Origin of the sequence: Bradyrhizobium sp. A11 (assembly GCF_042077125.1) — a bacterium.
Classification (GTDB): domain Bacteria; phylum Pseudomonadota; class Alphaproteobacteria; order Rhizobiales; family Xanthobacteraceae; genus Bradyrhizobium; species Bradyrhizobium japonicum_B.
This window is the reverse complement of record NZ_CP149509.1, coordinates 6,284,845-6,310,628: the sequence shown is the minus strand read 5'-3', so window position 1 is coordinate 6,310,628 and position 25,784 is coordinate 6,284,845. Positions and strand designations below refer to the sequence as shown.

At 65.3% G+C, this 25,784-nt stretch carries 27 protein-coding genes; 18 read left to right on the top strand and 9 right to left on the bottom strand.

Annotation, left to right across the window (positions count from 1 at the left end; all coding sequences use genetic code 11):
• The first annotated feature begins 38 nt into the window (after window positions 1-38).
• Entirely contained in the window at window positions 39-2,252 is a 2,214-nt protein-coding gene (locus WI560_RS29720; RefSeq protein WP_375306009.1) for an FAD-dependent oxidoreductase, read from the top strand.
• A 351-nt stretch (window positions 2,253-2,603) separates the two neighbouring features.
• Here WI560_RS29720 and WI560_RS29715 read toward each other — a convergent pair whose 3' ends face one another.
• On the bottom strand, window positions 2,604-2,912 hold the full coding sequence (locus WI560_RS29715; protein WP_375306008.1) for a hypothetical protein: 309 nt from the start codon (window positions 2,910-2,912) through the stop codon (window positions 2,604-2,606).
• 242 nt (window positions 2,913-3,154) lie between these two features.
• On the bottom strand, window positions 3,155-3,769 hold the full coding sequence (gene gstA, locus WI560_RS29710) for a glutathione transferase GstA (protein WP_375306007.1): 615 nt from the start codon (window positions 3,767-3,769) through the stop codon (window positions 3,155-3,157).
• Between the two features lie 126 nt (window positions 3,770-3,895).
• Between gstA and WI560_RS29705 the strand changes: the two genes are divergently transcribed.
• The 3 genes from WI560_RS29705 to WI560_RS29695 all read left to right on the top strand — a co-directional run bounded on the left by WI560_RS29705 (window position 3,896) and on the right by WI560_RS29695 (window position 6,541).
• Complete coding sequence (locus WI560_RS29705; RefSeq protein ID WP_028134035.1) at window positions 3,896-4,393, top strand: MarR family winged helix-turn-helix transcriptional regulator; 498 nt, start codon at window positions 3,896-3,898, stop codon at window positions 4,391-4,393.
• Window positions 4,394-4,492: 99 nt separating this feature from the next.
• Entirely contained in the window at window positions 4,493-5,863 is a 1,371-nt protein-coding gene (locus WI560_RS29700; RefSeq protein WP_375306006.1) for a glutamate--cysteine ligase, read from the top strand.
• Between the two features lie 111 nt (window positions 5,864-5,974).
• Complete coding sequence (locus tag WI560_RS29695) at window positions 5,975-6,541, top strand: PAN domain-containing protein (protein ID WP_375306005.1); 567 nt, start codon at window positions 5,975-5,977, stop codon at window positions 6,539-6,541.
• 106 nt (window positions 6,542-6,647) lie between these two features.
• On the opposite strand, the gene WI560_RS29690 is transcribed toward WI560_RS29695, so the two are convergent.
• The 4 genes from WI560_RS29690 to WI560_RS29675 all read right to left on the bottom strand — a co-directional run bounded on the left by WI560_RS29690 (window position 6,648) and on the right by WI560_RS29675 (window position 10,088).
• Window positions 6,648-7,214: a nucleotidyltransferase family protein gene (locus WI560_RS29690; protein WP_375306004.1), complete on the bottom strand. Its 567-nt coding sequence runs from the start codon at window positions 7,212-7,214 to the stop codon at window positions 6,648-6,650.
• A 16-nt stretch (window positions 7,215-7,230) separates the two neighbouring features.
• Window positions 7,231-8,007, bottom strand: coding sequence for a signal peptidase I (lepB, locus tag WI560_RS29685; RefSeq protein WP_375306003.1), 777 nt, complete (start codon window positions 8,005-8,007; stop codon window positions 7,231-7,233).
• Complete coding sequence (gene tldD / locus WI560_RS29680; protein WP_028134040.1) at window positions 8,004-9,431, bottom strand: metalloprotease TldD; 1,428 nt, start codon at window positions 9,429-9,431, stop codon at window positions 8,004-8,006. The genes lepB and tldD overlap by 4 nt, the downstream gene beginning before the upstream one ends.
• A gap of 111 nt (window positions 9,432-9,542) precedes the next feature.
• Complete coding sequence (locus WI560_RS29675; protein ID WP_375306002.1) at window positions 9,543-10,088, bottom strand: invasion associated locus B family protein; 546 nt, start codon at window positions 10,086-10,088, stop codon at window positions 9,543-9,545.
• A 461-nt stretch (window positions 10,089-10,549) separates the two neighbouring features.
• Here WI560_RS29675 and coxB point away from each other — a divergent pair, with 461 nt between their 5' ends.
• The 9 genes from coxB to WI560_RS29630 all read left to right on the top strand — a co-directional run bounded on the left by coxB (window position 10,550) and on the right by WI560_RS29630 (window position 17,659).
• Complete coding sequence (gene coxB, locus WI560_RS29670; protein WP_375306001.1) at window positions 10,550-11,404, top strand: cytochrome c oxidase subunit II; 855 nt, start codon at window positions 10,550-10,552, stop codon at window positions 11,402-11,404.
• An 87-nt stretch (window positions 11,405-11,491) separates the two neighbouring features.
• Window positions 11,492-13,111, top strand: coding sequence for a cytochrome c oxidase subunit I (gene ctaD, locus WI560_RS29665; protein WP_028134043.1), 1,620 nt, complete (start codon window positions 11,492-11,494; stop codon window positions 13,109-13,111).
• Window positions 13,112-13,171: 60 nt separating this feature from the next.
• Window positions 13,172-14,116, top strand: a complete 945-nt coding sequence (locus tag WI560_RS29660) for a heme o synthase (RefSeq protein WP_257197671.1) — start codon at window positions 13,172-13,174, stop codon at window positions 14,114-14,116.
• Entirely contained in the window at window positions 14,113-14,289 is a 177-nt protein-coding gene (locus WI560_RS29655; RefSeq protein ID WP_028134045.1) for a hypothetical protein, read from the top strand. The genes WI560_RS29660 and WI560_RS29655 overlap by 4 nt, the downstream gene beginning before the upstream one ends.
• A gap of 3 nt (window positions 14,290-14,292) precedes the next feature.
• Entirely contained in the window at window positions 14,293-14,958 is a 666-nt protein-coding gene (locus tag WI560_RS29650) for a cytochrome c oxidase assembly protein (protein WP_375306000.1), read from the top strand.
• Window positions 14,959-15,037: 79 nt separating this feature from the next.
• Complete coding sequence (locus WI560_RS29645; RefSeq protein WP_028134047.1) at window positions 15,038-15,931, top strand: cytochrome c oxidase subunit 3; 894 nt, start codon at window positions 15,038-15,040, stop codon at window positions 15,929-15,931.
• 98 nt (window positions 15,932-16,029) lie between these two features.
• Window positions 16,030-16,431 carry a DUF983 domain-containing protein gene (locus WI560_RS29640; protein WP_028134048.1) on the top strand — a complete coding sequence of 134 codons (402 nt, stop codon included), beginning with the start codon at window positions 16,030-16,032 and terminating at the stop codon, window positions 16,429-16,431.
• Window positions 16,428-17,180 carry an SURF1 family protein gene (locus tag WI560_RS29635; RefSeq protein ID WP_375305999.1) on the top strand — a complete coding sequence of 251 codons (753 nt, stop codon included), beginning with the start codon at window positions 16,428-16,430 and terminating at the stop codon, window positions 17,178-17,180. The genes WI560_RS29640 and WI560_RS29635 overlap by 4 nt, the downstream gene beginning before the upstream one ends.
• Window positions 17,181-17,293: 113 nt before the next feature.
• Window positions 17,294-17,659: a nuclear transport factor 2 family protein gene (locus WI560_RS29630; RefSeq protein WP_375305998.1), complete on the top strand. Its 366-nt coding sequence runs from the start codon at window positions 17,294-17,296 to the stop codon at window positions 17,657-17,659.
• 58 nt (window positions 17,660-17,717) lie between these two features.
• On the opposite strand, the gene WI560_RS29625 is transcribed toward WI560_RS29630, so the two are convergent.
• Entirely contained in the window at window positions 17,718-19,058 is a 1,341-nt protein-coding gene (locus WI560_RS29625; protein ID WP_375305997.1) for a histidine kinase, read from the bottom strand.
• A gap of 86 nt (window positions 19,059-19,144) precedes the next feature.
• Between WI560_RS29625 and WI560_RS29620 the strand changes: the two genes are divergently transcribed.
• The 5 genes from WI560_RS29620 to WI560_RS29600 all read left to right on the top strand — a co-directional run bounded on the left by WI560_RS29620 (window position 19,145) and on the right by WI560_RS29600 (window position 24,490).
• Window positions 19,145-19,789, top strand: a complete 645-nt coding sequence (locus WI560_RS29620) for a response regulator transcription factor (protein WP_028134052.1) — start codon at window positions 19,145-19,147, stop codon at window positions 19,787-19,789.
• A 598-nt stretch (window positions 19,790-20,387) separates the two neighbouring features.
• Window positions 20,388-21,806, top strand: coding sequence for a threonine synthase (thrC, locus tag WI560_RS29615; protein ID WP_257179468.1), 1,419 nt, complete (start codon window positions 20,388-20,390; stop codon window positions 21,804-21,806).
• Window positions 21,803-23,092 (top strand): pitrilysin family protein, encoded by a 1,290-nt coding sequence (locus tag WI560_RS29610; protein WP_257179469.1) that lies wholly within the window; start codon window positions 21,803-21,805, stop codon window positions 23,090-23,092. Before thrC ends, WI560_RS29610 begins: the two co-directional genes overlap by 4 nt.
• A gap of 37 nt (window positions 23,093-23,129) precedes the next feature.
• Window positions 23,130-23,717, top strand: a complete 588-nt coding sequence (locus tag WI560_RS29605; protein ID WP_011084002.1) for a GNAT family N-acetyltransferase — start codon at window positions 23,130-23,132, stop codon at window positions 23,715-23,717.
• A gap of 122 nt (window positions 23,718-23,839) precedes the next feature.
• Window positions 23,840-24,490, top strand: coding sequence for a hypothetical protein (locus WI560_RS29600; RefSeq protein WP_375305996.1), 651 nt, complete (start codon window positions 23,840-23,842; stop codon window positions 24,488-24,490).
• 203 nt (window positions 24,491-24,693) lie between these two features.
• On the opposite strand, the gene WI560_RS29595 is transcribed toward WI560_RS29600, so the two are convergent.
• Both WI560_RS29595 and WI560_RS29590 read right to left on the bottom strand, forming a co-directional pair.
• A complete protein-coding gene (locus WI560_RS29595) occupies window positions 24,694-25,179 on the bottom strand; it encodes an ATP F0F1 synthase subunit B (RefSeq protein ID WP_028134056.1) in 486 nt (161 codons plus the stop codon).
• Window positions 25,180-25,184: 5 nt separating this feature from the next.
• Window positions 25,185-25,748, bottom strand: a complete 564-nt coding sequence (locus tag WI560_RS29590; RefSeq protein WP_028134057.1) for a F0F1 ATP synthase subunit B — start codon at window positions 25,746-25,748, stop codon at window positions 25,185-25,187.
• Between the last annotated feature and the right edge of the window lie 36 nt (window positions 25,749-25,784).

Here is a 25,784-nt window from a genome sequence, read left to right as displayed (position 1 = left end):
GCGCCTTACATCGGCTGCGGCACCGAGGAGCAACCAATATGTCGTACAAGAATTTCAAGGTTGAGACCGACGCAGACGGCATCGCGCTCGTCACCTGGGATATCCCGGGCCGTTCCATGAACGTGCTCGACGAGACCTCGACCAACGAGCTCGACGCGATCGTCAAGGCGACCACGGCTGATGCCGCGGTGAAGGGCGTCGTCATCACCTCGGCGAAAGAAGCGTTCTGCGCCGGCGCAGACCTCTCGATGCTCGAAGGCATGAACCAGGCCTACGCGAAGGTCTTGAAGGAGCAGGGCGAGACCGCGGCGAACCAGATGCTGTTCGACCAGAGCCGCCGCTTCTCGCTGGTGCTGCGTTCGATCGAGACCTCGGGCAAGCCGTGGGCGGCCGCGATCAACGGCCTCGCGCTCGGCGGCGGCTTCGAGATCACGCTGTGCTGCCATTACCGCGTCGCCGCGGAGAATCCCAAGACCCGTCTCGGCCTGCCCGAGGTCAAGGTCGGTCTGTTCCCCGGCGCCGGCGGCACGCAGCGCGTGCCGCGCCTGGTGCCGCCGCAGGACGCGATGACGATCCTGCTCAAGGGCGATCCCGTCACGGTCGACAAGGCCAAGGCGCTGAACCTGATCCACGCCATCGTTCCGGCCGCCGATCTCATCAAGGCCGCCAAGGACTGGATCAAGGGCGGCGGCAAGGCCGTCGCGCCCTGGGACGAGAAGGGCTTCAAGCTGCCCGGCGGTCCGGTGTTCTCCAAGGCCGGCATGATGATGTTCCCCGCCGGCAACGCGATCTATCGCCGCGAGACCTACGACAATTATCCCGCCGCGCGCGCGATCATGAGCTGCGTCTATGAGGGCCTGCAGCTGCCGATCGACGCCGCGCTGCGCGTCGAGTCGCGCTACTTCACCTCGGTGCTGCGTTCGAAGGAAGCGGCTGCGATGATCCGCAGCCTGTTCCTGTCGATGCAGGAGCTCAACAAGGGCGCGCGCCGCCCGAAGGATGTGCCGCCGACCAAGGTGAAGAAGATCGCCGTGATCGGCGCCGGCTTCATGGGCGCCAGCGTCGGCTACGTCTCGGCCCGTGCCGGCCTCGACGTCGTCCTGATCGACCGCGACCAGGAGAGCGCCGACAAAGGCAAGGCGCATGCCCAGAAAGTGATCGAGGAGCAGATCAAGAAGGGCCGCGCCAAGCCTGCGGATGCCGAAGCGCTGCTTGCGCGCATCACGCCGACCGCCGACTATGCCGCTCTGAAGGACGTCGACCTCGTCATCGAGGCCGTGTTCGAGGACCGCAAGGTCAAGGCCGAGACCTTCGCCAAGGCGCAGCAATATCTGAAGCCCGACGTGATCTTCGCCTCGAACACCTCGACGCTGCCGATCACCTCGCTGGCCGAGAGCTTCAAGGACCAGGGCAAGTTCGTCGGCATCCACTTCTTCTCGCCGGTCGAGAAGATGATGCTGGTCGAGATCATCAAGGGCAAGAACACCGGCGATCTCGCGATCGCGGCCGCGCTCGACTACGTCCGGCAGATCGGCAAGACGCCGATCGTGGTCAACGACTCCAGAGGCTTCTTCGCCAACCGCTGCGTCGGCCGTTACGTCGCCGAAGGCAACGAGATGTTCCTCGAAGGCGTGCCGCCGGCGATGATCGAGAACTGCGCCAAGATGGCCGGCATGCCGGTCGGCCCGCTCTCGCTGTCGGATGAAGTCGCGCTCGACCTCGGCCTCAAGATCATGAAGGCGACCGAGGCCGATCTCGGCCCCAACGCCATCAACCCCGATCAGAAGAAGCTGATGGTGGAGATGGTCGAGAAGCAGGGCCGCCTCGGCCGCAAGAACAGCAAGGGCTTCTACGACTATCCCGAGAAGGGCAAGGGCCAGAAGAGCCTGTGGCCGGGCCTCTCGGCCCTGCAGCCGAAGCAGCTCGACCCCGACACGCTCGACGTCGAGGAGCTGAAGCAGCGCTTCCTGGTGGTGCAGGCGGTGGAAGCCGCGCGCACCGTCGAGGATCACGTCATCACCGATCCGCGCGAGGCGGATGTCGGCTCGATCCTCGGCTTCGGCTTCGCGCCGTTCACCGGCGGCACGCTGTCCTACATCGACTTCATGGGCACGAAGAAGTTCGTCGAGCTCTGCCGCAAGCTCGAGGCGAAGTACGGCTCGCGCTTCACGCCGCCGAAACTGCTCGAGGAGATGGCGGCGAAGGGCGAAACCTTCTACGGCCGCTTCGCGCCGAAGAAGGCCGCGGCCTGACGGAGCCTGCAGCCCCGGATTGCGCTGCACGCCATCCGGGCGACGCACGAATGAAAGGCCGGATCATCGATCCGGCCTTTTTACTTTCGATCGCCGAATGGCGAGAACGCGCAGCCTGATACCGCCTCGTCGGCGAGACTGGCTCGCTTCGCGGTGGCACCGCTTTTGCTGACGGATCCAACGGATGACCATCAGCATTGAAAGTGTCCCGTAATGACCTCGACGGTGTCTCAACTCGGCGCAGCCGGCGTTGCCGCAAGATACGCCCCGCTGTCTCTGATGGGGTGGCCGCGGCCCCGCCGCAGGCTCTTCAGGCTGCGCAGAAAAATTCCGTCATGGGCCGGCCTGGCTCTACTCGTTCTCGTCGTCGATGTGGCGCTGGCCGTGCTGGCCTGGGTCGCCGTCGATGTCGTCCTGCACTGACAGCTCGCCTCTGTGCACGTAGAGCGAGGCCGCCAGATAGGCGACCTGGCCGACAATCAGGCAGCCGACGACGATTGGGATTCCGGTCCAGAATCCGAAGCCCGAGGTCTGAAGCACTATTGCTGCAAGGATCGCAGTCGCCGGCGAAACCAACAAGAGAGTCCAGACTCGGAAGAAGAGTCCGGTCGACAATCCAGCGATCATGCTCGCGAGCAAGAGCAGGAATATGGTTGTCACGAGAGCTTCTCGGTTCGCAGGTCCGTTTCGCCTACAGGGCCGAACTTGAGCCACCTGGGTCGCTGTCACAACAATGCTAACCTCCACCGTGCACATCGCGCGGAATTATTGTTAACTCCGACAATGCTCGTAAAATTGATGTCCAGGACATCCCGGACATCCGGGCTTGCGCAACCGGTTCAAGCAAAAAGAGCCGGATCATCGATCCGGCTCCTTCATCATCCCGTCTGTCAGGTCTCGCCTTACTTCGCCTGGGCAAGCCCCTCCTTCTTCAGTGCTTCCTGCACCTGCGGCCGCGCCGCGACGCGGGTCTTGTAGGCGGCAAGGTTCGGCATCGCCGAGAAGTCGAACTTCATCCGGTCCGCCCAGGTCAGCATCGTGAAGAGATAGCCGTCAGCCACCGTGAACTGCTTGCCCATGAGGTAGTCGCGGCCAGCGAGCTGGCTGTCGATATATTTCAGCTTGCCCATAACGCGGTCTTTGAAGAAGGCCTTGGCCTCGTCGTTCAGGGCCGGCGCGAACAGCGGGCCAAAGCTCTTGTGCACCTCGGAGGTGAGGAAGTTGAGCCATTCAAGCAGCTTGTAGCGCTCGGAACTGTCGCGGGCCGGCGCCAGCGCCTTGGCCGAAGCCTGATCGGCGATCATCTGGACAATCACCGGGCCTTCGGTCACGATCTCGCCGCTGTCGAGGCCCAGCGCCGGCACCTGGCCCTTGGGATTCAGCTTCAGATAATCCTCACCATTTTCGAGCTTCTTGGCCCGGATATCCACCTTGACCAGCTCATAGGGCAGGCCGGCTTCCAGAAGCGCGATGTGGGGGGACAGCGAGCAGGCACCGGGCGAATAGTACAGTTTCATGGAATTTCCTCCTCTTGAAGCTTGGTTCGGCCGAAAGAGCGATTACATGCAACTGCTTGAAATAGTCAAGATTGATGCAGCTGCATCAAATGAGGTAAGAGACGGGCGACGAGCTTGAGCGGGACCATGAAACGCAAACCATCGACCGAGGCGACTGCTGCCTGGATTCGCCTGATGCGGGTGCAAAGCCGCGTGCTCGATTGCGTCGAGCAGGACTTGAAGCGAGCCGGTTTCCCCCCGCTGGCCTGGTATGACGCGCTGCTCGAATTGTCGCGGGCGCCGTCGGGCGAGCTGCGGCCGGTCGAGCTCGAACGGCAGATGCTGATTCCGCAATATTCCACCTCGCGCCTGATCGACCGCCTGGTCGACGAGGGCCTGGCCTCGCGGCGCGAATGCAAGATCGACAAGCGCGGCCAGTTCGTCGAGATCACGGAAGCCGGCCGCGAGCTGCAGAAGCGGATGTGGGGCGCCTATTCGGCCGCGATCGAGAAATATGTCGGTTCGAAACTGTCCGATGCCGATGCCGTCAAGCTCAGCGATCTGCTCGACCGCCTGGGCTGCTCCTGCGGCGAGATGAAACTGCCGCCCGTCGCCAACGCCAACGAAAACGCGCCGTCGCGATGACCGCGCGGCACACCAGCTCGTCCGTGCGCCCGGTGGGTTCGCGGACCATCCCCGTCACCCACGCGCATTCGACCGAAGCGCCTTTGATTAGAGTTTGATATGGCGCGAGACCAGATCGATATGACGCCGCTGCAATCGCGCGACGAGCTCGTCGCGTGGTTCGAGGCCGGCTGCAAGGACCCGTCCGAATTCCGCATGGGCACCGAGCACGAGAAGACGCCGTTCACGCTCGAAGGCCACCGTCCGGTGCCGTACGAGGGCGCGCGCGGCATCGGTGCGTTGCTCGAGGGCATGAAGCTCCTGCTCGGCTGGGAGCCGATCATGGAGAAGGGCAACATCATCGGCCTCTACGACGTCACCGGCGGCGGTGCGATCTCGCTCGAGCCCGGCGGACAGTTCGAGCTCTCCGGCGCCCCGGTCGAGAACGTGCACCAGACCCAGAGCGAGCTGATGGCGCATCTTGCGCAGGTGCGCGAGATCGCGACGCCGCTCGGCATCGGCTTCCTCGGCCTCGGCATGACGCCGTCCTGGTCGCGCGCCGAGATCCCGATGATGCCCAAGGGCCGCTACAAGATCATGACCAATTACATGCCGAAGGTCGGCCAATACGGCCTCGACATGATGTACCGGACCTGCACGGTGCAGACCAATCTCGACTTCTCCTCCGAAGCCGACATGGTCAAGAAGCTGCGCGTGTCGCTCGCGCTGCAGCCGGTCGCAACCGCGCTGTTCGCCAATTCGCCGTTCACCGAAGGCAAGCCGAACGGCTTCCTCTCCTTCCGCTCCGAGATCTGGCGCGACACCGACAATGCCCGTTCGGGCATGATGCCGTGGGCATTCGAGGACGGCATGGGCTTCGAGCGCTATGTCGATTACGCGCTCGACGTCCCCATGTATTTCGTCAAGCGCGGCGAGGATTACATCGACGTGTCGGGCTCCTCGTTCCGCGCCTTTTTCGACGGCCGCAACAACAACCTTCCCGGCGAGCGTCCGACGCTGTCGGACTGGGCCAATCATCTCTCGACGATCTTCCCGGAAGTGCGGCTCAAGCGTTATCTCGAGATGCGCGGCTCCGACGGCGGTCCGTGGGGCCGGTTGCCGGCGCTGCCGGCGTTCTGGGTCGGGCTGCTCTATGACGATGTCGCGCTCGATGCGGCCTGGGAGATCGTCAAGCACTGGACCGCGGCCGAGCGTCAGGCCCTGCGCGACGACGTGCCGCGCATGGGCTTCAAGGCGCGGATCAGGGATCGCTATCTGTTCGAGATCGCCAAGGAATGCCTCGTACTGGCGCATTCCGGCCTGCGCCGGCGGGCCCGGATCGACCAGCTCGGCCGCGACGAAACGCGGCATCTGGAACCGCTCGACCGCATCATCGATTCCGGCCGGACGCCGGCCGAGGAAATGTTGGACAAGTTCAACGGTCCCTGGAAGGGTTCGGTGGAACCCGCCTACGCGGAATACGCTTTCTAGACCATAGACCAACGACCGCGCTTTCAGCCGTTCATCGCCCATACAGGTTTGCGGCGATCAAATGACCGGCCGAAAAACCTTAGCGTCGTCAATAACTCGAAAGCTGTTCCGATGGGGAAGGGCCGCCTGTCCGGCGCCGTCATGGCAAAGGTCGTGGCATGCGCCGCGCTGCTTACGCTCGCTGTCGCGAGCGTGCCGGCGCACGCCCAGACCGCGTTCGACCGCCCCGGTGGCGACTATTTCAGCACACCGGTTGCGTCGGGCGATCCGGAGGATTGCGCGCTGCTGTGCGAGCGCGACCGCCGCTGCCGCTCGTGGAGTTTCAGCTATCCCGACGTCGAGGGCGGCTCGGCCGTGTGCTGGCTGAAGAACACCGTGCCGGCGCGCGTGCCGGGGAGCTGCTGTATTTCCGGCGTGCGCGGCGCCGGCGTAATCGAGCCGCGGGTCGAGGGCGTGGAGACGTCGATCGATCGCCCCGGCGGAGATCTGCGCAATTTCGAGCTGAAGGACGGCGAGGGCGTCGAGGTCTGCAAGGCCGCGTGCACCGCCGACAACAAATGCCGCGCTTTCACCTATGCCCGGCCCGGCTACACCGGACGCGAGGCGCGCTGCTTCCTGAAAAAGGAAATCAAGCCGCCGCGCCGCAAGGCGGGCTTCACGTCGGGCGTGGTGCGGTAGGGGAGGTGTCGTAGGGTGGGCAAAGGCGCGAAGCGCCGTGCCCACGTTCTCTGCGATACGGCCACAGACGGGTGGGCACGCTTCGCTTTGCCCACCCTACGAGATCTTACTCCGGCGCGATCACTGTGAGCTCCGGCCACAGCGCCTTCCATCGCGCGGCTTTCATCGCGTAGTTCGCCGCGGAGAAATTCGGTCCTGGATTTGGCCGCGCGATCAGGGCTGCAACGTCGTCAAAGCCGTGCGGCGCGTAGACCTCGTAGCTATCTCTTCCGCGTCTCACGCCGATCTGCGTGTTCTGCGTCAGGAAGCGGTCGATGGCATCGGATGCGCGCGTCAGGGGCGGATAGGGCAGGCCGTGCTTGGCCGGGTACCACAGATGCACACGGGCCTGGTTGCGGATCTCGATCTTGACGCCGAGCTGCGTCAGCCGCGCGTCCAGCTCGCGGATGACCGCGTCCTCCGCCTCCCACGAGGTGTCGGGATCGAAATAGAACACGTCGTAATCGGCGATACCATAATCGACCGCGCGGCCGGTGAGCACGTTCCACACGGTCTGCACCAGGCATCCCGAGACCAGCCAGGCATCGGGAAGGGCGAGGCGATCGAGCTCATCGATGATCGCGACGTTGACGGGATTCCTCAGCGCGAGTGCGAGGAATTCGTCTCGGTTCATCGTGAGACGGGGAGGATCAATGCACGGCGGTGAAGAACCGCGCCAGCCGGAAGCCGGACAGCCAGGTCCACACCGGCTGGCTTCGCATGCCGAGATCCCAGGAGCCGAGCACCGCATCCGCACGGCCGATCAGATTGTCGATCGGCAACAGGCCGACGCCGCCGGAGCGCAGCGACACGCGGCTGTCGGAGGAATTGTCGCGGTTGTCGCCGAGCACGAAGAGGTGACCGGCCGGCACCGTCACTTCCGGCGTGTTGTCGAGCGGGCCGTTGTCGCGCATCTTGAAGATCAGATGCGAGACGCCGTTCGGCAGCGTCTCGACATAACGGTAGGCGGGCTCGTTGCCGCCATTGTCGTCCTCGGCAGCGCCGACACCGTCGGGCTTGAGCTCGGCGGGACGGTCGTTGATGAAGAGCTGGCCCTGCCGCATCTGGATGCGATCGCCGGGAAGGCCCACGACGCGCTTGACCCAGGCCTGCGAGCGATCGCCGGGCCAGCGGAACACGACGACGTCGCCGAGCTTCGGCGTTTCGGCGAACACGCGGCCGGTCTCGGGCAGGCTGATCTGGATCGGCAGCGACGAGCTGCCGTAGCCATAGGGGAATTTCGAGGCGAGCAGCGCATCGCCGATCAGCAGCGTCGGCTCCATCGAGCCCGACGGCACGTAGAACGGCTCGGCAAGCGCGCCCTTGGCGATGAACACCGCGACGACGATGCCGGCGAGCTGAACGATCTGCCCGCCCCAGCCGCTGCCCTTCTGCTTGGACGCGACGGTCACTTTCTCAACGCTCATGCTCCGGTTCCACCTACGGTAATGCGCTCCATCAGCAGCGACGGCTGGCCGACGCCGACGGGCACGCCCTGGCCGTTCTTGCCGCAGGTGCCGATGCCGGTATCGAGCGCGAGATCGTTGCCGATCATGCGGATGCGATGCAGGTCGGTCGGCCCGTTGCCGATCAGCATGGCGCCTTTCAGCGGCGCGCCGATCTTGCCGTTCTCGATCTTGTAGGCCTCGGTGCACTGGAACACGTACTTGCCCGAGGTGATGTCGACCTGGCCGCCGCCGAAATTCGCGGCGAAGACGCCATTCTTCACCGAGGCCAGGATCTCGGCCGGATCGCGGTCGCCTGCGAGCATGTAGGTATTGGTCATGCGCGGCATCGGCACATGGGCATAGCCCTGGCGGCGGCCGTTGCCGGTCGGCTTCATGTTCATCAGCCGCGCGTTCTGACGGTCCTGCATGTAGCCGACCAGGATGCCGTCCTCGATCAGCACGGTGCGATTGGTCGGCGTGCCCTCGTCGTCGATCGACAGCGAGCCGCGGCGCGAGGCAATGGTGCCGTCGTCGACCACGGTGACGCCCTTGGCCGCGACCTGCTGGCCCATCAGGCCCGCGAATGCAGAGGTCTTCTTGCGGTTGAAATCGCCCTCCAGGCCATGGCCGACCGCTTCGTGCAGCATCACGCCGGGCCAGCCGGCCCCGAGCACGACGTCCATCTCGCCGGCGGGGGCGGGAATCGATTCCAGATTGACCAGCGCCTCGCGCAGCGCGCCGTCGGCGGCGTCGCGCCAGGACCTCGTCTCGATGAATTCGGCATAGCCGGCACGGCCGCCATAACCCTTGCTGCCGCTCTCCTGGCGGTCGCCCTGGCCGGCCACGACGGAAATGTTGACGCGCACGAGCGGACGAATGTCGCGATAGCTCTCGCCGTCCGGCCGCAGGATCTCGACCACCTGCCAGGTCGCGCCGAGGCTGACGCTGACTTGCCGCACCCTGGGATCCTTGTCGCGCAGGTAAGCGTCGATCTCGGCGAGCAGCTTGACCTTGGTCTCGAAGCCCGGCGCGTCGAGCGGATTGTCGTCGCCATAGAGCCGGACATTGGTGTGCGGAGGCGGCGCGGCAAAACTGCCGGAATAGCCGCCGCGCACGGCCGCGACCGCGTCCGCAGCGCGCATCAGCGCCGGCAGCGAGACGTCGGAGGAATGCGCATAGCCGACCGCATCATCCTTGACCGCGCGCAGGCCAAAACCTTGCGAGGTGTCGTAGGTCGCCTGCTTCAGCCGCCCATTGTCGAACATCAGCGCTTCGGTCTGGCTGTACTCCAGGAACAGCTCACCGTCGTCGGCGCCGGAAAGCCCGCGCGCGAGCTCGTGGCGAACCTGGTCGCGGTCGAGATTGGCGCGGTCGAGCAGGGAGGTCGTGGCAGGATTGGTCATGCGTCCATCCATTAGCGGAAGATGTGGGTCAAGATAATGGTTTCCCGACCGGTCCGCGAGAGGCCGGGCGTCACATTACCGAAACGATAGGGTTGTCAGTGCGGATCGGCGCTACGGCAGCTTGTCATAGCCCTCGCCGAGGCCGTTCAGGCTGAGCGGGAAGCCGATGCCTTCTTCGGGGGTCTCGAAGATGATGAAGGTGGCGGTCTTGGCGGTGCGGAGCTGGCCGAGCAGCTTGTCGTCCATCACGACCTCGGCGACGCAGCCATTGGGCAGGCAGCGGACGAACCCGGCTCGGCCGACGTCCTGGTTGTCGAGCTTGAGGCCGAGACCGGAGGGCAGCAGCACACCCAGTGGCGCCACCACGCGCATCAGGCGGCTCTTCTGGTCGGCGGTCTTCAGCACGATCACGGTCAGGCCGGCATTGGAGCGGTCTTCCGCCACCACGCTCTGGATCAGCGCGCATTGCTCGGTCTGGGCGCCGGGCGGCGTGTCGCAGCGAATCTGCCAGTCGCCATGGACAGAGCGCACCGCGCCCTGCGCATGGGCAAGGCCGGGAAGCGCCAGAAGGAGGAGCGCAGCCAGCAGGGTGGCCAGCATCGGGAGGCGGTCAAGCTGCCTGGTCGCCGGCCTTGCCATCGATATCGAAAACCCCATCGGGTCGGTCCCTCCGCTCGCCTTCCTCGCTCGCGCTTGGCGGACTCATCTGGCGGACTGATACGGGAATGACGGCGTCTTGAAGGCGATTGCCAAGCAAATTCCGCGCCGCCTCGCACCGCCGCCGCCCGCACGAATCAGGTTCCTGCGCGGCCATCTGCCAGTGCCTAACGCGGGCAATTCCGCTGTCAAGCGGCAGCATCCCGGCCAACGGTATTTTTGTCCGATGTTACTAGGAATTATCCTGCGGGTGATGGCTGGCAGATCAGGCGCAAGACTGCATTGCGATAGATCAAGAATTATGGTTTGAGAGGCTAGATTTCGGCGTTCTAGCGATCTGGCCCGAATTCCTCTTAGAGGTATTCTTGCGCGGCGGTTTGTCAGGCGGGCGGATCGAATAAGCGTTGCCCGGACGCAGGGCGGCGCACTTGGGGTGATTTCGTAAGGGGAGCGCGAACGGCATGAGGATGTCGATGGGTCGGGTGGGCCAGCATCTGCTGGAATTGGCCACCATCGCCGTGGTGGCGGCTGGTGTCATGCTGGCGACGGGCGGCGCGGCATTCGCCGAGGTCGGGCAGCCGGCTCCGTGGGAGTGGACGCTTCAGCAGTCCGGTTCTCCGGTGATGGACAACATCGTCTGGTTCCACAACTTCCTGTTCGTGCTGATCACGCTGATCACGCTGTTCGTTCTGGCGCTGCTCGTGGTCGTGGTCGTCAAGTTCAACGCGCGGGCCAATCCGGTGCCGTCGCGGACCACCCACAACACGCTGATCGAGGTGGCCTGGACGCTCGTTCCGGTGCTGATCCTGGTCGGCATCTCGGTGCCGTCGTTCCGGCTGCTGTTCCTGGAGCTCGACATTCCGAAAGCGGATCTGACCATCAAGGCGACCGGCAAGCAGTGGTACTGGTCCTATGCCTATCCCGATAACGGCAAGTTCGAGTTCGACTCGCTGATGGCGCAGGACAAGCAGCCCCGTCTGCTCGGCGTCGACAACGAGATGGTGGTGCCGGTCAACAAGGTGATTCGTGTCCAGACCACCGGCGCCGACGTCATCCATGCCTTCGCGGTGCCGGCTTTCGGCGTCAAGATCGACGCCATTCCGGGCCGCCTGAACGAGACCTGGTTCAAGGCTCCCAAGACCGGCATGTATTACGGTCAGTGCTCGGAATTGTGCGGCAAGGACCACGCTTTCATGCCGATCGCCGTGCGCGTGGTGAGCGACCAGGAATTCGCCTCCTGGGTCGAGGCGGCGAAGAAGAAATATGCGAGCGGTGGCGCCAGCACCTACGCCTCCGCGGCCGGTCCGACGCAGTAAGCGTCGGATGACGGCTTGAGGCACTGGAAGCGATAGAAGGGCGGGACCTCCTGGAGGTCCGAATGGGACGCAAGGCAGGATTTGAACATGGCAACGAGCGCAGCGGCACACGGCGATCACGCCCACGGACATGACGAGCACGCCCATCCGACCGGATGGCGCCGCTACGTCTATTCGACCAACCACAAGGACATCGGCACGATGTACCTGGTCTTCGCGGTCATCGCAGGCATCATTGGCCTCGCAATGTCGATCGCGATCCGTGCCGAGCTGATGTATCCGGGCGTGCAGGTCTTCCACGAGACCCACACCTATAACGTGTTCGTGACCTCGCACGGCCTGATCATGATCTTCTTCATGGTCATGCCCGCGATGATCGGCGGCTTCGGCAATTGGTTCGTCCCGCTGATGATCGGCGCGCCGGACATGGCGTTCCCGCGCATGAACAACATCTCGTTCTGGCTGCTGCCGGCCTCCTTCGCCCTGCTCCTGATGTCGACCTTCGTCGAGGGCGAACCCGGCGCCAACGGCGTCGGCGCCGGCTGGACCATGTACGTGCCGCTGTCGAGCTCCGGCCATCCGGGCCCGGCCGTCGACTTCGCGATCCTGTCGCTGCATCTGGCGGGTGCCTCGTCGATCCTCGGCGCCATCAACTTCATCACCACGATCTTCAACATGCGCGCCCCGGGCATGACCCTGCACAAGATGCCGCTGTTCGTGTGGTCGATCCTGGTGACGGTGTTCCTGCTGCTGCTGTCGCTGCCGGTTCTCGCCGGCGCGATCACCATGCTGCTCACCGACCGCAATTTCGGCACGACCTTCTTCGCGCCCGACGGCGGCGGCGATCCGGTGCTGTTCCAGCATCTGTTCTGGTTCTTCGGCCACCCCGAGGTGTACATCCTGATCCTGCCCGGCTTCGGCATGATCAGCCAGATCGTCTCGACCTTCTCGCGCAAGCCCGTGTTCGGCTATCTCGGCATGGCCTACGCCATGGTCGCGATCGGCGGCATCGGCTTCGTGGTGTGGGCGCACCACATGTACACGGTCGGCATGTCCTCGGCGACGCAGGCCTATTTCGTCGCCGCGACGATGGTCATCGCGGTTCCGACCGGCGTGAAGATCTTCTCGTGGATCGCCACGATGTGGGGCGGCTCGATCGAATTCCGCGCTCCGATGATCTGGGCGGTCGGCTTCATCTTCCTGTTCACGATTGGCGGCGTCACCGGCGTCGTGCTGGCGAACGCGGGTGTCGACCGCGTGCTGCAGGAGACCTACTACGTCGTCGCGCACTTCCACTACGTGCTCTCGCTCGGCGCGGTGTTCGCGATCTTCGCCGGCTGGTACTACTGGTTCCCGAAGATGTCGGGCTACATGTATAATGAAGGGCTCGCGAAGGCGCACTTCTGGGTCACCTTCATCGGCGTCAACCTGGTGTTCTTCCCGCAGCACTTCCTCGGCCTGTCCGGCATGCCGCGCCGCTACGTCGACTATCCCGATGCGTTCGCGGGCTGGAACCTGGTCTCGTCGCTCGGCTCCTACATCTCCGGCTTCGGCGTGCTGATCTTCCTGTACTGCGTGGTCGATGCCTTCATGAAGAAGGTGCCGGCGGGCGACAATCCGTGGGGTGCGGGCGCAACCACGCTGGAATGGACGCTGCCCTCGCCGCCGCCCTTCCATCAGTTCGAAGTGCTGCCCCGCGTGCAGTAAGCGATCACCGCGGCGCCCGTGACGGGCGCCGCGGCTCTTACAACGAAGCGAGTTGAATTCGTGTCCGTCCTCGACCAGAACGCCATCGACATCAATCCGCGCATCTCCGAGGCGGAGGTCGGCGACTACATCGCGCTGCTGAAGCCGCGGGTGATGTCGCTGGTGATCTTCACCGCGCTGGTCGGGATGGCGATGGCGCCGGGACACTTCCACCCCGTGCTCGCGTTCACCTCGCTGCTCTGCATCGCCGTCGGTGCCGGCGCCTCCGGCGCGCTCAACATGGCGCTCGAAGGCGACATCGACTCCAAGATGTCGCGCACGGCGAACCGGCCGATCCCGCGCGGCCGCATCACCCGCCCCGAGGCGATGGCATTCGGCCTGACGCTGTCCTTCTTCTCGGTGATGACGCTCGGCATCCTCGTCAACTGGATCGCAGGCAGCCTGCTCGCCTTCACCATCTTCTTCTACGTCGTGATCTACACGATGGGCCTGAAACGCTGGACCGCGCAGAACATCGTGATCGGCGGTGCCGCCGGCGCGCTGCCGCCGGTGGTGGCCTGGGCCGCCGTCACGGGCACGGTCGACGTCGAGCCGCTGCTGCTGTTCGCCATCATCTTCTTCTGGACTCCGCCGCATTTCTGGGCGCTGGCGCTGTTCCGCTCCGACGACTACGCGCGCGCCGGCATTCCGATGCTGCCCAACGTCGCCGGTCCCGATGCGACGCGGCTCCAGATCCTGCTCTACACAATCGTGCTGATCGCGGTCGCCGCCGCGCCCTGGGCGCTCGGCTATTTCGACGCCGTCTACGGCATCGTCTCGCTGATCCTCGGCGCCGGCATGCTGGTGCTCGCGATCAACGTCTATCTGCGCCGCGAGCGCGCTGCGTCGCTGCGCGCGACCCGCAAGCTGTTTGCCTTTTCGATCCTCTATCTGTTCGCACTGTTCGCGACCCTGCTGGTCGAGGTCGTGGTCCGGGCGCTGGCTCCGATGGTTGGGGGCGCATGATCACAGCGATGGCCGACAAACCCGAGACAGGTGGAATCGTCCTCACCGAGGCGCAGAAGAAGAGCCGTCGTCAGCGCTCGATCGCGATCGCACTCGCGCTCGGCGTGCTCGTGGTGCTGTTCTTCGCCGTCACCATGGTCAAGGGACCGGCAGTTCTCGTGCGGCCGATGTAGAAGATGAATCAGGAGCCGACCATATCGCAGGACAGCGCCAAGCCGGGCGATCGCAAGCCGGCTGATCTTAAGCTGACCAAGCGCCGCGGGCTCGGACGCGATGCGGTGGTTGCTTCGATCTGCGGCGGCGTGGTCGCGCTGATGGTCGGCGCTTCCTACGCGGCGGTGCCGTTCTACAATTGGTTCTGCCGCGCCACCGGGTTCAACGGCACGACCCAGGTCGCGACCTCCGCGCCGGCCACGGGGCCGATCGCGCGGAGGATCTCGGTGCGCTTCGATTCCAACGTCGCGCCCGGCCTGCCCTGGAAGTTCGAGCCGGAGCAGAACGAGATCGAGGTCAATATCGGCGAGGTCACGACCGTCTTCTATACCGTGACCAACCAGGCCGCGCGCACCACGGCCGCGCAGGCTGCCTACAACGTCGCTCCGCTGACGGTCGGCTCCTATTTCCAGAAGATCAACTGCTTCTGCTTCACCGAGCAGACCATGGCGCCGGGCGAGAAGCGGGAAATGCCGGTGGTGTTCTACGTCGATCCGTCGATCGCCGACGATCACGAGAACGACGCGCTGAGCACCATCACGCTGTCCTACACCTTCTATCCGGTGAAGGATCCCGTGGTGAAACCGCTGGCATCGGGCGAAGGCGACAAGCGCAAGGGAAATCTCTGACCGCCGGGCTCGTGCCGCGGGGATCGGAAGCAAGGGGATAAGTGCCTGACAGGCACGGGATTGAGGAGAGAGACCGCAAATGGCAACGGCGCACACCAAGCATCACGACTATCACCTGGTCGATCCCTCTCCCTGGCCGTTCGTCGGCTCGCTTTCCGCTTTCATCATGGCGGTCGGCGCGGTCGCCTGGATGCACCACATGTTCTCGGCCGCGCCGATCGTGTTCGGGGTGGGCACCGTGGGCGTGCTCTACACCATGGCAAGCTGGTGGACCGACGTGATGAAGGAAGCCCAGTACAAGGGCGACCACACCCGCGTCGTGCAGCTGCATCACCGCTACGGCATGATCCTGTTCATCGCCTCGGAAGTGATGTTCTTCGTCGCCTGGTTCTGGGCCTATTTCAACGCGGCGCTGTTCCCGGCCGACGCCGTCCACGCCACCCGCGACGCGGTGTTCGGCTGCGGCCTCGGCACCCAGCCCGGCGCCTGCGCAGTCCCCGGCACCTGGCCGCCGAAGGGCATCGAGACCTTCGATCCCTGGCACCTGCCGCTCCTGAACACGCTGATCCTGCTGACCTCGGGCACCACGGTGACCTGGGCGCACCACGCGCTGCTCGAGAACGACCGCCAGGGCCTCAAGTACGGCCTGATCCTTACCGTCGTGCTCGGTGCGCTCTTCACCTGCGTGCAGGCCTATGAGTACAGCCACGCGGCGTTCTCCTTCGCCGGCAACGTCTATGGTGCGACCTTCTTCATGGCGACCGGCTTCCACGGCTTCCATGTTCTGGTCGGCACCATCTTCCTGCTGGTCTGCCTGTTCCGCGCCTATGCCGGCCACTTCACGCCGAAGCAGCACCTCGGCTTCGAGTTCGCCGCATGGTACTGGCACTTCGTCGACGTGGTCTGGCTGTTCCTGTTCCTCTGCATCTACGTCTGGGGACGCGGCGCCGCGACCATGGCCGGCGCGCACTGAGCCGCGAGGAATCGACCAGAAAGGGCGGCCGCAGGGCCGCCCTTTCGCTTTTGGACCGCCGGAAAGTTTCGGCGAAAACTGTGATAGGGTCCGCCATCATGAATGACGCCGCCGGCAAACCCGAGCCCGAAACCACCGTCCTGCAGAGCGCGCTGCGCGGGCTTGCCTGCCGATGTCCGCGCTGCGGCCAGGGCAAGCTCTATGCGGGCTTCCTGACGCTCGCGCCCGCCTGCGACCGCTGCGGCCTCGACTACGCCTTCATCGATACCGGCGACGGTCCGGCGATCTTCATCATCATGCTGGCCGGCGGGATCGTCGTTGCGGCAGCGCTCATCGTCGAGGTCAAATACCAGCCGCCGTACTGGCTGCATGCGGTGCTGTGGTTGCCGCTGATCCTCGCCACCACGCTGCTGCCGCTGCGTGCGATGAAGTCGCTGCTGATCGCGCTGCAATTCCACCACAAGGCGGCGCCGGGCCGGTTGGTCGACCGCGCGAAATGAACCAGCCTGCGCGCAAGCCCCGCGTGGCCGGCTTCGCGCTGTTCACGCTGTTCCTGGCGGCCGTCTTCGTCGCACTCGGCGTCTGGCAGTTGCAGCGGCGGACCGCCAAGCACGAGCTGATCGCGGCCCTCACCGAGCGCCTGGCCAAAGCGCCGGTCCCGCTGCCGCCGCCCGCGCTCTGGGCCAAGCTGAATCCCGCACGCGACGAGTTCCGCCGCGTCAGCTTCACCGCGACCTACGCGGCTCTGCCGGATGCGATGGTCTATTCGTCCGGCTCGGCGGTGCGCAAGGACGCCTCCGGCCCCGGCACCTGGGCCTTCCTGCCGGCGCGGCTTCCGAGCGGCGAGACGGTCGTGATCGACGCGGGCTTCGTCGAGAACACGATGCAGGACCGCGGCGTCGAGGATCGCGCGGTGAAGAAGCTCGTGACCGGGCAGCCGGTCGTGCTCACCGGTTATCTGCGCTTTCCCGAGCCCGCCGGCTGGCTGACGCCCGCGGAGAACCGCGACAAGCGGCTGTGGTTCGTGCGCGATCATCCGGCCATCGCCAGCGCGCTCGGCTGGGGCGCGGTGGCGCCGTTCTACGTCGATCTCGAGCAGCCGGCGCCCGAGAACGGCATTCCGCGTCCGGGCCCGCTCGCCGTGCATCTGAAGGACGACCACCTGCAATACGCCGTCACCTGGTTCCTGCTCGCGGGCGCCGTGCTGATCGCCTTCGCCGTGTGGGCCAGAGGCCGGCGACAGGGCTGAGCCGGACGGTCTCCGCGCGGGAACCCGGTATCGCCCGGGGTTTATTATTCAGCGCACATTCACGAGTGTGGTCCTAAGCCGCCAGTGTTTTTCGCGGCAGACAGGATTGCGGTGTGAGCGATTTCGATCAGATGGGAATTGTCGTCGACTGGGTGGACGCCTGCCGGAGCGGCGACCTCACGACCTTGCTCGACCTCTATGCCGACGACGCCCAGGTCGAATGCACGTGCAACGGCGCGCGGTGTTACCGCGGCCGGAGCGAGCTCGAGGCCTATTGGCAGCCGCGGCTCAGCGCGTTCTCGCTGGCGGGTTTCGGGCTGGAGGAGATCCACCCGATGCCGCATGGCGTCGACCTCGAATATTCCGTCGCCGGCGCGCTGCGCATTCGCGCCTCGTTTCGCTTCAGTCCGGAAGGCAAGATCCACAGCACGCTGTGCGAGCCGGCGCGGCCGCACGCGCATCACGGCTGCGCGTGCTAGGTTATTGTTTGAGCATGATCTTTTCGGAAGACCGCTGCGCACTTGTCAGGATCATGCTCTAGCTGTTGACCGGCGCCTCGCGTGTCGGTTCGGCCGGAAGGCGGCAGCGCACATAGGTTCGCTCGTCCACCCGCAGCAATGACAGCGATCCGCTGAGCGCGCGCACGCGCTCGTGCATGCCGGTCAGGCCGCGGCCGAAGACATTGTCGGCGGGGAAGCCGCCGCCGTCGTCCGAGATCTCGATGATCAGGCTCTCGCCGGCGATGGTCGCCTGGACATGGGCGGCGCCGGCCTTGGCGTGGCGCAGAACGTTGGTCAGCGCCTCCTGGATCACCCGATAGATGGTCCGGGCGAGCGCTCCGTCGATCACGTTGAGCTCCGGATCGATCGTGTCCGTCAGGGTGATGTGGGGGGCCTGCTTGCGAAAATTCCGGAGCAGCGTCTGCACGCTGGTCGCAAGGCCCAGCTCCTCGATGTAGAGCGGCCGCAGCCGATCGAGGATGCGGCGGTTGGTCTGCTGGAGCGCCTCGACCGATTGCAGCACTTGCTGGACCGGGTTGCCGAGATTTCCCGCCGACGGCGCGGCCTCCACCAGCGCGATCGCGCCCGCGCGGATGCTGAACAGCAGCGGCCCGAGCTCGTCGTGCAGCTCGCGGGCGAGATCGCGCCGCTCGTCGTCCTGGAGCGATACCAGGCGATGCATCAGATCGCGATTGTCCTGGCTCAATTGCGCAAGCGTTGCAGCCAGCGCATTTGCTTCCGTACAGCTCCGCCGAATCTCCGGCGGCCCCCCGACCGGGATCGGCTTTGTGTAATCGCCGCGCCGCATCCGCGTCAGGCCTTCGCCGAGGTGCTGCAGCGGTCGCAGCGCCGATCCCGCGAAGATGTAGGCGATGATCCCGGTGAGCAGCATCAGCACGGCGACGAGGCTGGTCAGCGCCAGGAAGCCGATCCACTTCTCGAACAGGTCGGCTGATAGGTCCGGTAAGAACACGATATCGCCGATATGTCTGCCGTCGATCAGCACCGGAGCCGCAGCGTCCGTCTCCGGCACCATGAGCAGCTCGACAAACCATCGCGGCACCCCCTGCAGATTTCGCACGGCGTCCTTTGGCGAGGGCGCAAGACCGCCTTCTACGGAACGGAAATGGATGTCCGAGGACCCGGCCAAGGAACGGACAAAGGCGTCAAGCGTCTTCTGCGGATTGTCCGAGGCCCGCAAAGTGTCGTTGAGGGCGGCCGCGATGGTTCGGATGGAACGTCGAGCGGGCTCGTGCTCGTCGGCGAGCTGGCTGGTCGCGAATATCTGGAGCAGGACGCCGCCCAGGATCAGCGCCGCCAGAAAACTAGCGCCGAGCGGAAGAAACAGTTGCGTTCTGAACGAGAGTCGTTGCCACATTAGGTCAATTCTAACGCGCATCGGCGGAATTTGCTCTTTCCATTTGTTCCCGCCGGTCTATGAATCGAGAAACAAGAGAGCGCGCGATGCAAGAAACTGCCAAGCCGGGGACCCGGGTCCTGATTGTCGACGACCATCCCGTGGTGCTGTCGGGTTGCCGGACCCTGTTCGCTTCCGACCATTCGATCCGCATCGAGGAGGCGACGGACGCCAAATCCGGCCATCGCGCCTATGTCAGCAAGCGGCCGGACGTCGCGGTGATCGACATCAGCCTGCCCGATGTCTCAGGCTTCGAGCTGATGCGGCGAATCCGCAAGGACGATCCCGACGCCAAGATCATCATGTTCAGCATGAATGACGATCCGGCCTTCGTGGTGCGGGCCGTCGAGCTTGGCGCGCAAGGCTATGTTTCCAAGGGCGACGATCCCAGGATCCTGCTCAAAGCGGTGCGCAAGGTGGTCGCGGGCGACAACTTCATCTCACCGCAACTTGCGGAAGCCGTGACGTTTTCGGGGGCGGCGATCAAGGCCAACCCGGCCTCGCAGATGACGCCGCGGGAGCTCGAGATTCTCCGCCTGCTCGGACGCGGCGACAAGATCGTGGAAGTCGCTGAGGCGCTCGGCATCTCCTACAAGACGGTCGCCAACACCACGTCCCTGCTCAAGCAGAAGCTGGGGGCCAAGAACCATTCCGACCTCATCAGGATCGCAGTGGAAATCGGCATGAATTGACGTCCGGATGCTGGCGGCCCGGGCACTGGCGGCCCGGAAGCACCGAACCGGCCGCTCCAGGACGCAGCCGGTTCGGCGGAACGGATCGGTGTCAGCGTGCAGCCGGGCAATGCATGGACACCGCCGACACCTATCCGCCGATTCCAATGGGGGGAGACGGCATTCGTTCCCGGCACCTCCAAGAGTTCAGGAATACAAGAGTTCGGGAAATAGCGGCAACGCGCGGCGCGCTAACGCTTTGGCTGCGGGCGCCAAGGCTCGGATTGTTGTCGGGAAAAATAGGAACATTTTCGCCCCCCTCGTCGTTTTGACCCTTGACGGTTTCGTGACAGGCGACGAAAGGTTGCGCGAACAGTTTTGACGGGTCGGTGACCCCGATAGGCAAACCGGTCTGCACACATCAACGACAGACCTTCCAAGAGAGGGGTTGCGGCACGACCGCAGCCCCTTTTTCGTGTGACCGGGTCAAGGCGGGAAGCGGTTTCCTGATGCCGCAAAACACTTTATGGTGGCCCAAAGCCTCTGGCCGCTAACAAGTAATTTCGTAAAATCAAAGGCTTAACGGGCGGCTCAGGCCGCCCGGCCTTTGGAGGGCAGTTTGACTCGTTATATCTCGACCCGGGGCGAAGCCCCCGAACTCGGCTTCTGCGACGTGATGCTGACCGGGCTCGCGCGCGACGGCGGCCTGTATGTGCCGACCATCTGGCCCCAGCTATCCACCGAGACCATCGCCGGCTTCTTCGGTCGTCCCTATTGGGAGGTCGCGGTCGATGTGATCAGTCCCTTCACCGGCGGCGAGATCACCGACGCCGAGCTCGGCCGCATGGCCAACGAGGCCTACGCGACGTTCCGCCACCCGGCGGTGGTGCCGCTGCGCCAGATGTCGCCGCACCAGTTCGTGCTGGAGCTGTTCCACGGTCCGACGCTCGCCTTCAAGGACGTGGCGATGCAGCTCATCTCGCGGCTGATGGACCATGTGCTCGCCAAGCGCGGCCAGCGCACCACCATCGTGGTCGCGACGTCAGGCGATACCGGCGGCGCCGCTGTGGAGGCTTTCGCCGGCCTCGAGAACGTGGACCTGATCGTGCTGTTTCCGCACGGCCGCATCTCCGAGGTGCAGCGGCGGATGATGACGACGACGGGCGCGGCCAACGTCCACGCGCTCGCCATCGAGGGCAATTTCGACGATTGCCAGGCGCTCGTGAAGGGGATGTTCAACAACCATCGCTTCCGCGATGCGACCTCGCTCTCCGGCGTCAATTCCATCAACTGGGCGCGCATCGTCGCCCAGGTGGTCTATTATTTCACTTCGGCCGTTGCCGTCGGTGCGCCGGCGCGCGCGGTGGATTTCGTGGTGCCGACGGGCAATTTCGGCGACATCTTTGCCGGCTACGTCGCCAAGCGCATGGGATTGCCGGTGCGGACCCTGCGCATCGCCGCCAACGTCAACGACATCCTGGCGCGCACGCTGAAGACGGGGATCTACGAGGTGCGCGAGGTGCACGCGACGGCGTCGCCGTCGATGGATATCCAGATCTCGTCGAATTTCGAGCGGCTGCTGTTCGAGGCCGGCCGGCGCGATGCGGCGGGCGTGCGTCGCCTGATGGAGTCGCTGAAGCAGTCCGGGCGTTTCGTGCTGCCCGATGCGACGCTGGCTGCCATCCGCGAGGAGTTCGACGCCGGGCGCGCCGACGAGACCGAGACCGCGGCTGCGATCCGCGCCGGCTGGCGCGAGGCAGGCGAGCTGGTCGATCCCCACACGGCGGTGGCGCTCGCTGTCGCCGACCGCGACACCACGGACACGCGGGTGCCGAGCATCGTGCTCTCCACCGCCCATCCGGCCAAATTCCCCGACGCCGTCGAAGCGGCCTGCGGCCAGCGGCCGCAACTGCCGGCCTGGCTCGACGGTTTGATGACCAAATCCGAACACATGAAGGTGATGAAGAACGATCAGGCCGAGGTCGAGCGGTTCGTGCTGGCGGTCAGCCGCGCTGCAAAGCAGGGAGTTGCCGGATGAGCGTCGAGATTTCCAAGCTTGCCTCCGGCCTGACCGTCGTCACCGACAAGATGCCCCAGCTCGAGACCGCGGCGCTCGGCGTCTGGGCCGGCGTCGGCGGCCGTGACGAGAAGCCGAACGAGCATGGCATTTCCCATCTGCTCGAGCACATGGCGTTCAAGGGCACCACGAAACGCTCCTCGCGCGAGATCGTCGAGGAGATCGAGGCGGTCGGCGGCGACCTCAATGCCGGCACCTCGACCGAGACCACGTCCTATTACGCCCGGGTGCTGAAGGCCGACGTTCCGCTCGCGCTCGACGTGCTCGCCGACATCCTCGCCAATCCGGCCTTCGAGCCCGACGAGCTGGAGCGCGAGAAGAACGTCATCGTGCAGGAGATCGGTGCCGCGCAGGATACGCCCGACGACGTCGTGTTCGAGCATCTCAACGAGCTCTGCTATCCCGACCAGCCGATGGGCCGCTCGCTGCTCGGCACGGCCAAGACGCTGCGCAGCTTCAACCGCGACATGCTGCGCGGCTACCTCTCGACGCATTATCGCGGGCCCGACATGGTGGTGGCGGCGGCCGGCGCGGTCGATCACGCTCAGGTGGTCGCCGAGGCCGAGAAGCGCTTTGCCAGTTTCGAGGCGGCACCGGGCCCGAAGCCGCAGACCGCCCAGTTCGGCAAGGGCGGCGCCAAGGTGGTGCATCGCGAGCTGGAGCAGGCGCATCTGACGCTGGCGCTGGAAGGCGTGCCGCAGAACGATCCATCGCTGTTCTCGCTCCAGGTCTTCACCAACGTCCTCGGCGGCGGAATGTCCTCGCGCCTGTTCCAGGAGGTGCGCGAGAAGCGCGGCCTCTGCTACTCCATCTATTCGTTCCACGCGCCCTATACCGATACCGGCTTCTTCGGCCTCTACACCGGCACCGATCCGGCCGATGCGCCGGAGATGATGGAGGTCGTGGTCGACATCATGAATGATTCGGTGGAGACGCTGACCGAGGCCGAGATCGCGCGGGCCAAGGCGCAGATGAAGGCGGGTCTGCTGATGGCGCTGGAGAGCTGCTCCTCCCGCGCCGAGCAGCTCGCCCGGCACGTCCTCGCCTATGGCCGGCCGCAGACGGTCGAGGAACTGGTCGGGCGGATCGACGCCGTCAGCGTCGAATCGACCCGGGACGCGGCGCGTGCGCTGTTGTCGCGGAGCCGGCCTGCCGTTGTCGCATTGGGCAGTGGCAGGGGTCTGGACACGGCGGTGGCTTTTGCGGAAGGATTGACCCGGGCGCGCGCCAAGGCGCGGCTGCACTAGGAGCCGCCCAAGGGCGCCCGCCCCCGGAAGCATCACCATGGCCCTCTTTCGCCTGCCGTCCAGTGGACCCGCCGCCCTCGCACCGCGCGGCAACGGGCTGTTGTTGCGCGCACCGCAGATGTCGGACTTCCTGCAATGGGCTCATCTGCGCGAGTCCAGCCGCGACTACCTGACGCCTTGGGAGCCGATCTGGCCGTCGGACGATCTCACTCGCTCGGGCTTCCGCCGCCGTCTGCGCCGCTATTCCGAGGACATCGCCGCGGACCGTTCCTATCCTTTCCTGATCTTCCGCGAGCTCGACGGCGCCATGGTCGGCGGTATCACGCTGGCCAACGTCCGCCGCGGCATCGTGCAGGCCGGCACCATCGGCTATTGGGTCGGACAGCCTCATGCCCATCGCGGCTACATGACGGCCGCGCTGCGGGTGCTGCTGCCGACATTGTTCGGCGAGCTCAATCTGCACCGGGTCGAGGCCGCCTGCATCCCCACCAATGCACCGTCGATCCGGGTGCTGGAAAAGTGCGGCTTCTCACGCGAGGGCTTGGCGCGCCGCTATCTCTGCATCAACGGGGTCTGGCAGGATCATTTGCTGTTCGGCCTCCTGCACGAGGATTTCCGCGGCTGAGCGGTCCGATTCATGCGGCCAAGTCCCCCTTTTTGCTGCCTTGGGTTCGCCGATTTTGGCGATATAACCGCATGCCCCGGACCGTGATCGGCCGGACAATTGTCATTGGAGTATAGGCGTTGATGGTGCAGCAGCTTCGGTCATCGCGGAATGCGTTGCGGCTGGGAGGGGGAATCGCGCTGGCATTGTCGGTTGTGCTCGCCTCTGTCCCGCCGGTGAAGGCCCAGTCTCTGACCGACCGCTTCAAGAGCCTGTTCGGCGGCAAATCCGACGAGCCGGCCGAGCCGAAGCCGGCGCCTGCGCCCGGCCAGCCGGCCGAAGACGAGCTCGATTGCCCCCAGGTGACGGTGCGCGCGGGAGCCTCGACCTACGCGGTTGGCGTCCCGGGCAAGCCGGCCGTCGGCAACGACATTCGCTTCCAGGCCTCGATCACCAAGATGGCGCGCGAATGTGCCCGCAGCAGCGCCGGCATCACGGCCCGGATCGGCATCCAGGGCCGCGTCATCGCCGGTCCCGCCGGTGCCCCTGCCTCCGTCGAGGTGCCGCTGCGCTTCGCCGTCGTGCAGGGCGGCGTCGGCGAGAAGGTGATCGCCTCGAAGGCCTACCGGACCACGGTCGACATGACTCCGGGGGGCAGCGTGCCCTTTACCTTCGTTATCGAGGATATGACCTATCCGATGCCGGCCCCCGCGGTCGCCGATAACTACATTTTCTATGTCGGCTTCGACCCGCAGGCGCTCGCGCCCGAGCCGAAGGGGCGGAAGAAGAAATGAGCCTCGTGCCCCGGACGCGCCGTAGCGCGTAGCGGTGCGGCGCAGAGCCGGGGCCCAGGAGCTTCGGATGCATGTTCCGGATGTATGGGTCCCGGCTCTGCGGTGCAGCGTTGCACGCTGCACCGCGTCCGGGACACGGGTCAGGCCAAACAAAAAAGCCGGCGCTTATCGCGCCGGCTTTTTGATTGGTGAAGGCAGGACCCTCAGTTCAGCTTCTGCCGGACTTCGCTGATGCCCTTGGCCAGCAGATCGTCGGCGACCTGGCCCTTGACCGACTGCGACAGGATCGTCGAGGCGGCCTGGACGGCGGCTTCGGCGGCTGCGGCGCGGACATCGGCCAGCGCCTGGGCCTCGGCGAGCGCGATCTTGCTCTCCGCGGTCTTGGTCCGGCGTGCCACGAAGTCTTCCATCTTCGCCTTGGCATCAGTCGCGATGCGCTCGGCTTCGCTTCTGGCGTTGGCGATGATCTCGGCGGCTTCGCGTTCGGCCGAGGCGGTGCGCGCCTTGTAGTCGGCAAGCACCTTGGCGGCTTCCTGCTTGAGGCGCTGGGCGTCGTCGAGCTCGGCCTTGATGCGAGCGGCACGATGATCGAGCGCGGTCATCGCCGTCTTGAAGACCCCGAGATAGCCGAACACGACCATCAGGATCACGAAGGCGACGGCGACCCAAAATTCAGGTTCGAAGACCATCTCGACTAACCTTTCAGGGACGCATCGACCGCGGCATTAACCGAGGCGGCGTCGGGAACGACGCCGGTCAGCTGCTGCACGATCTGGCCGGCCGCATCGGCTGCGATGCCGCGGACGTTGCTCATCGCGGTGGCGCGGGTCGAGGCGATGGTCTTCTCCGCCTCGGCGAGCTTGGCCGCCAATTGCTGTTCCAGCGCCTTGCGCTCGGCCTCGGCCTGCGCATTCGCCTTGTCGCGGGATTCGTTGCCGATCGCCTGCGCCCGCGCGCGCGCCGCAGCGAGCTCGCTTTCGTAGGCCTTCAGCGCCGCCTCGGACTGATCCTTCAGCTTCTGCGCCTCGGCGAGGTCACCCTCGATCTTGTTCTGACGCGCCTCGATCGCACCGCCGATGCGCGGCAGAGCGAGCTTGGACACGATCACGTAAAGCAGGACGAAGAAGATCGCGAGCGACACCAGCTGTGAAGCGAAGCTGCTGCTCTCGAACGGCGGAAAGCCGCCACCGTGGTGACCACCGTCAGCCTCGGTATGAGCGCCCGCCGGACCTTTTGCGCCGCCATGACTCTCAGCCATGGAGTTCTCCTGTTGCTGTCACACGCGCCGTCCCAG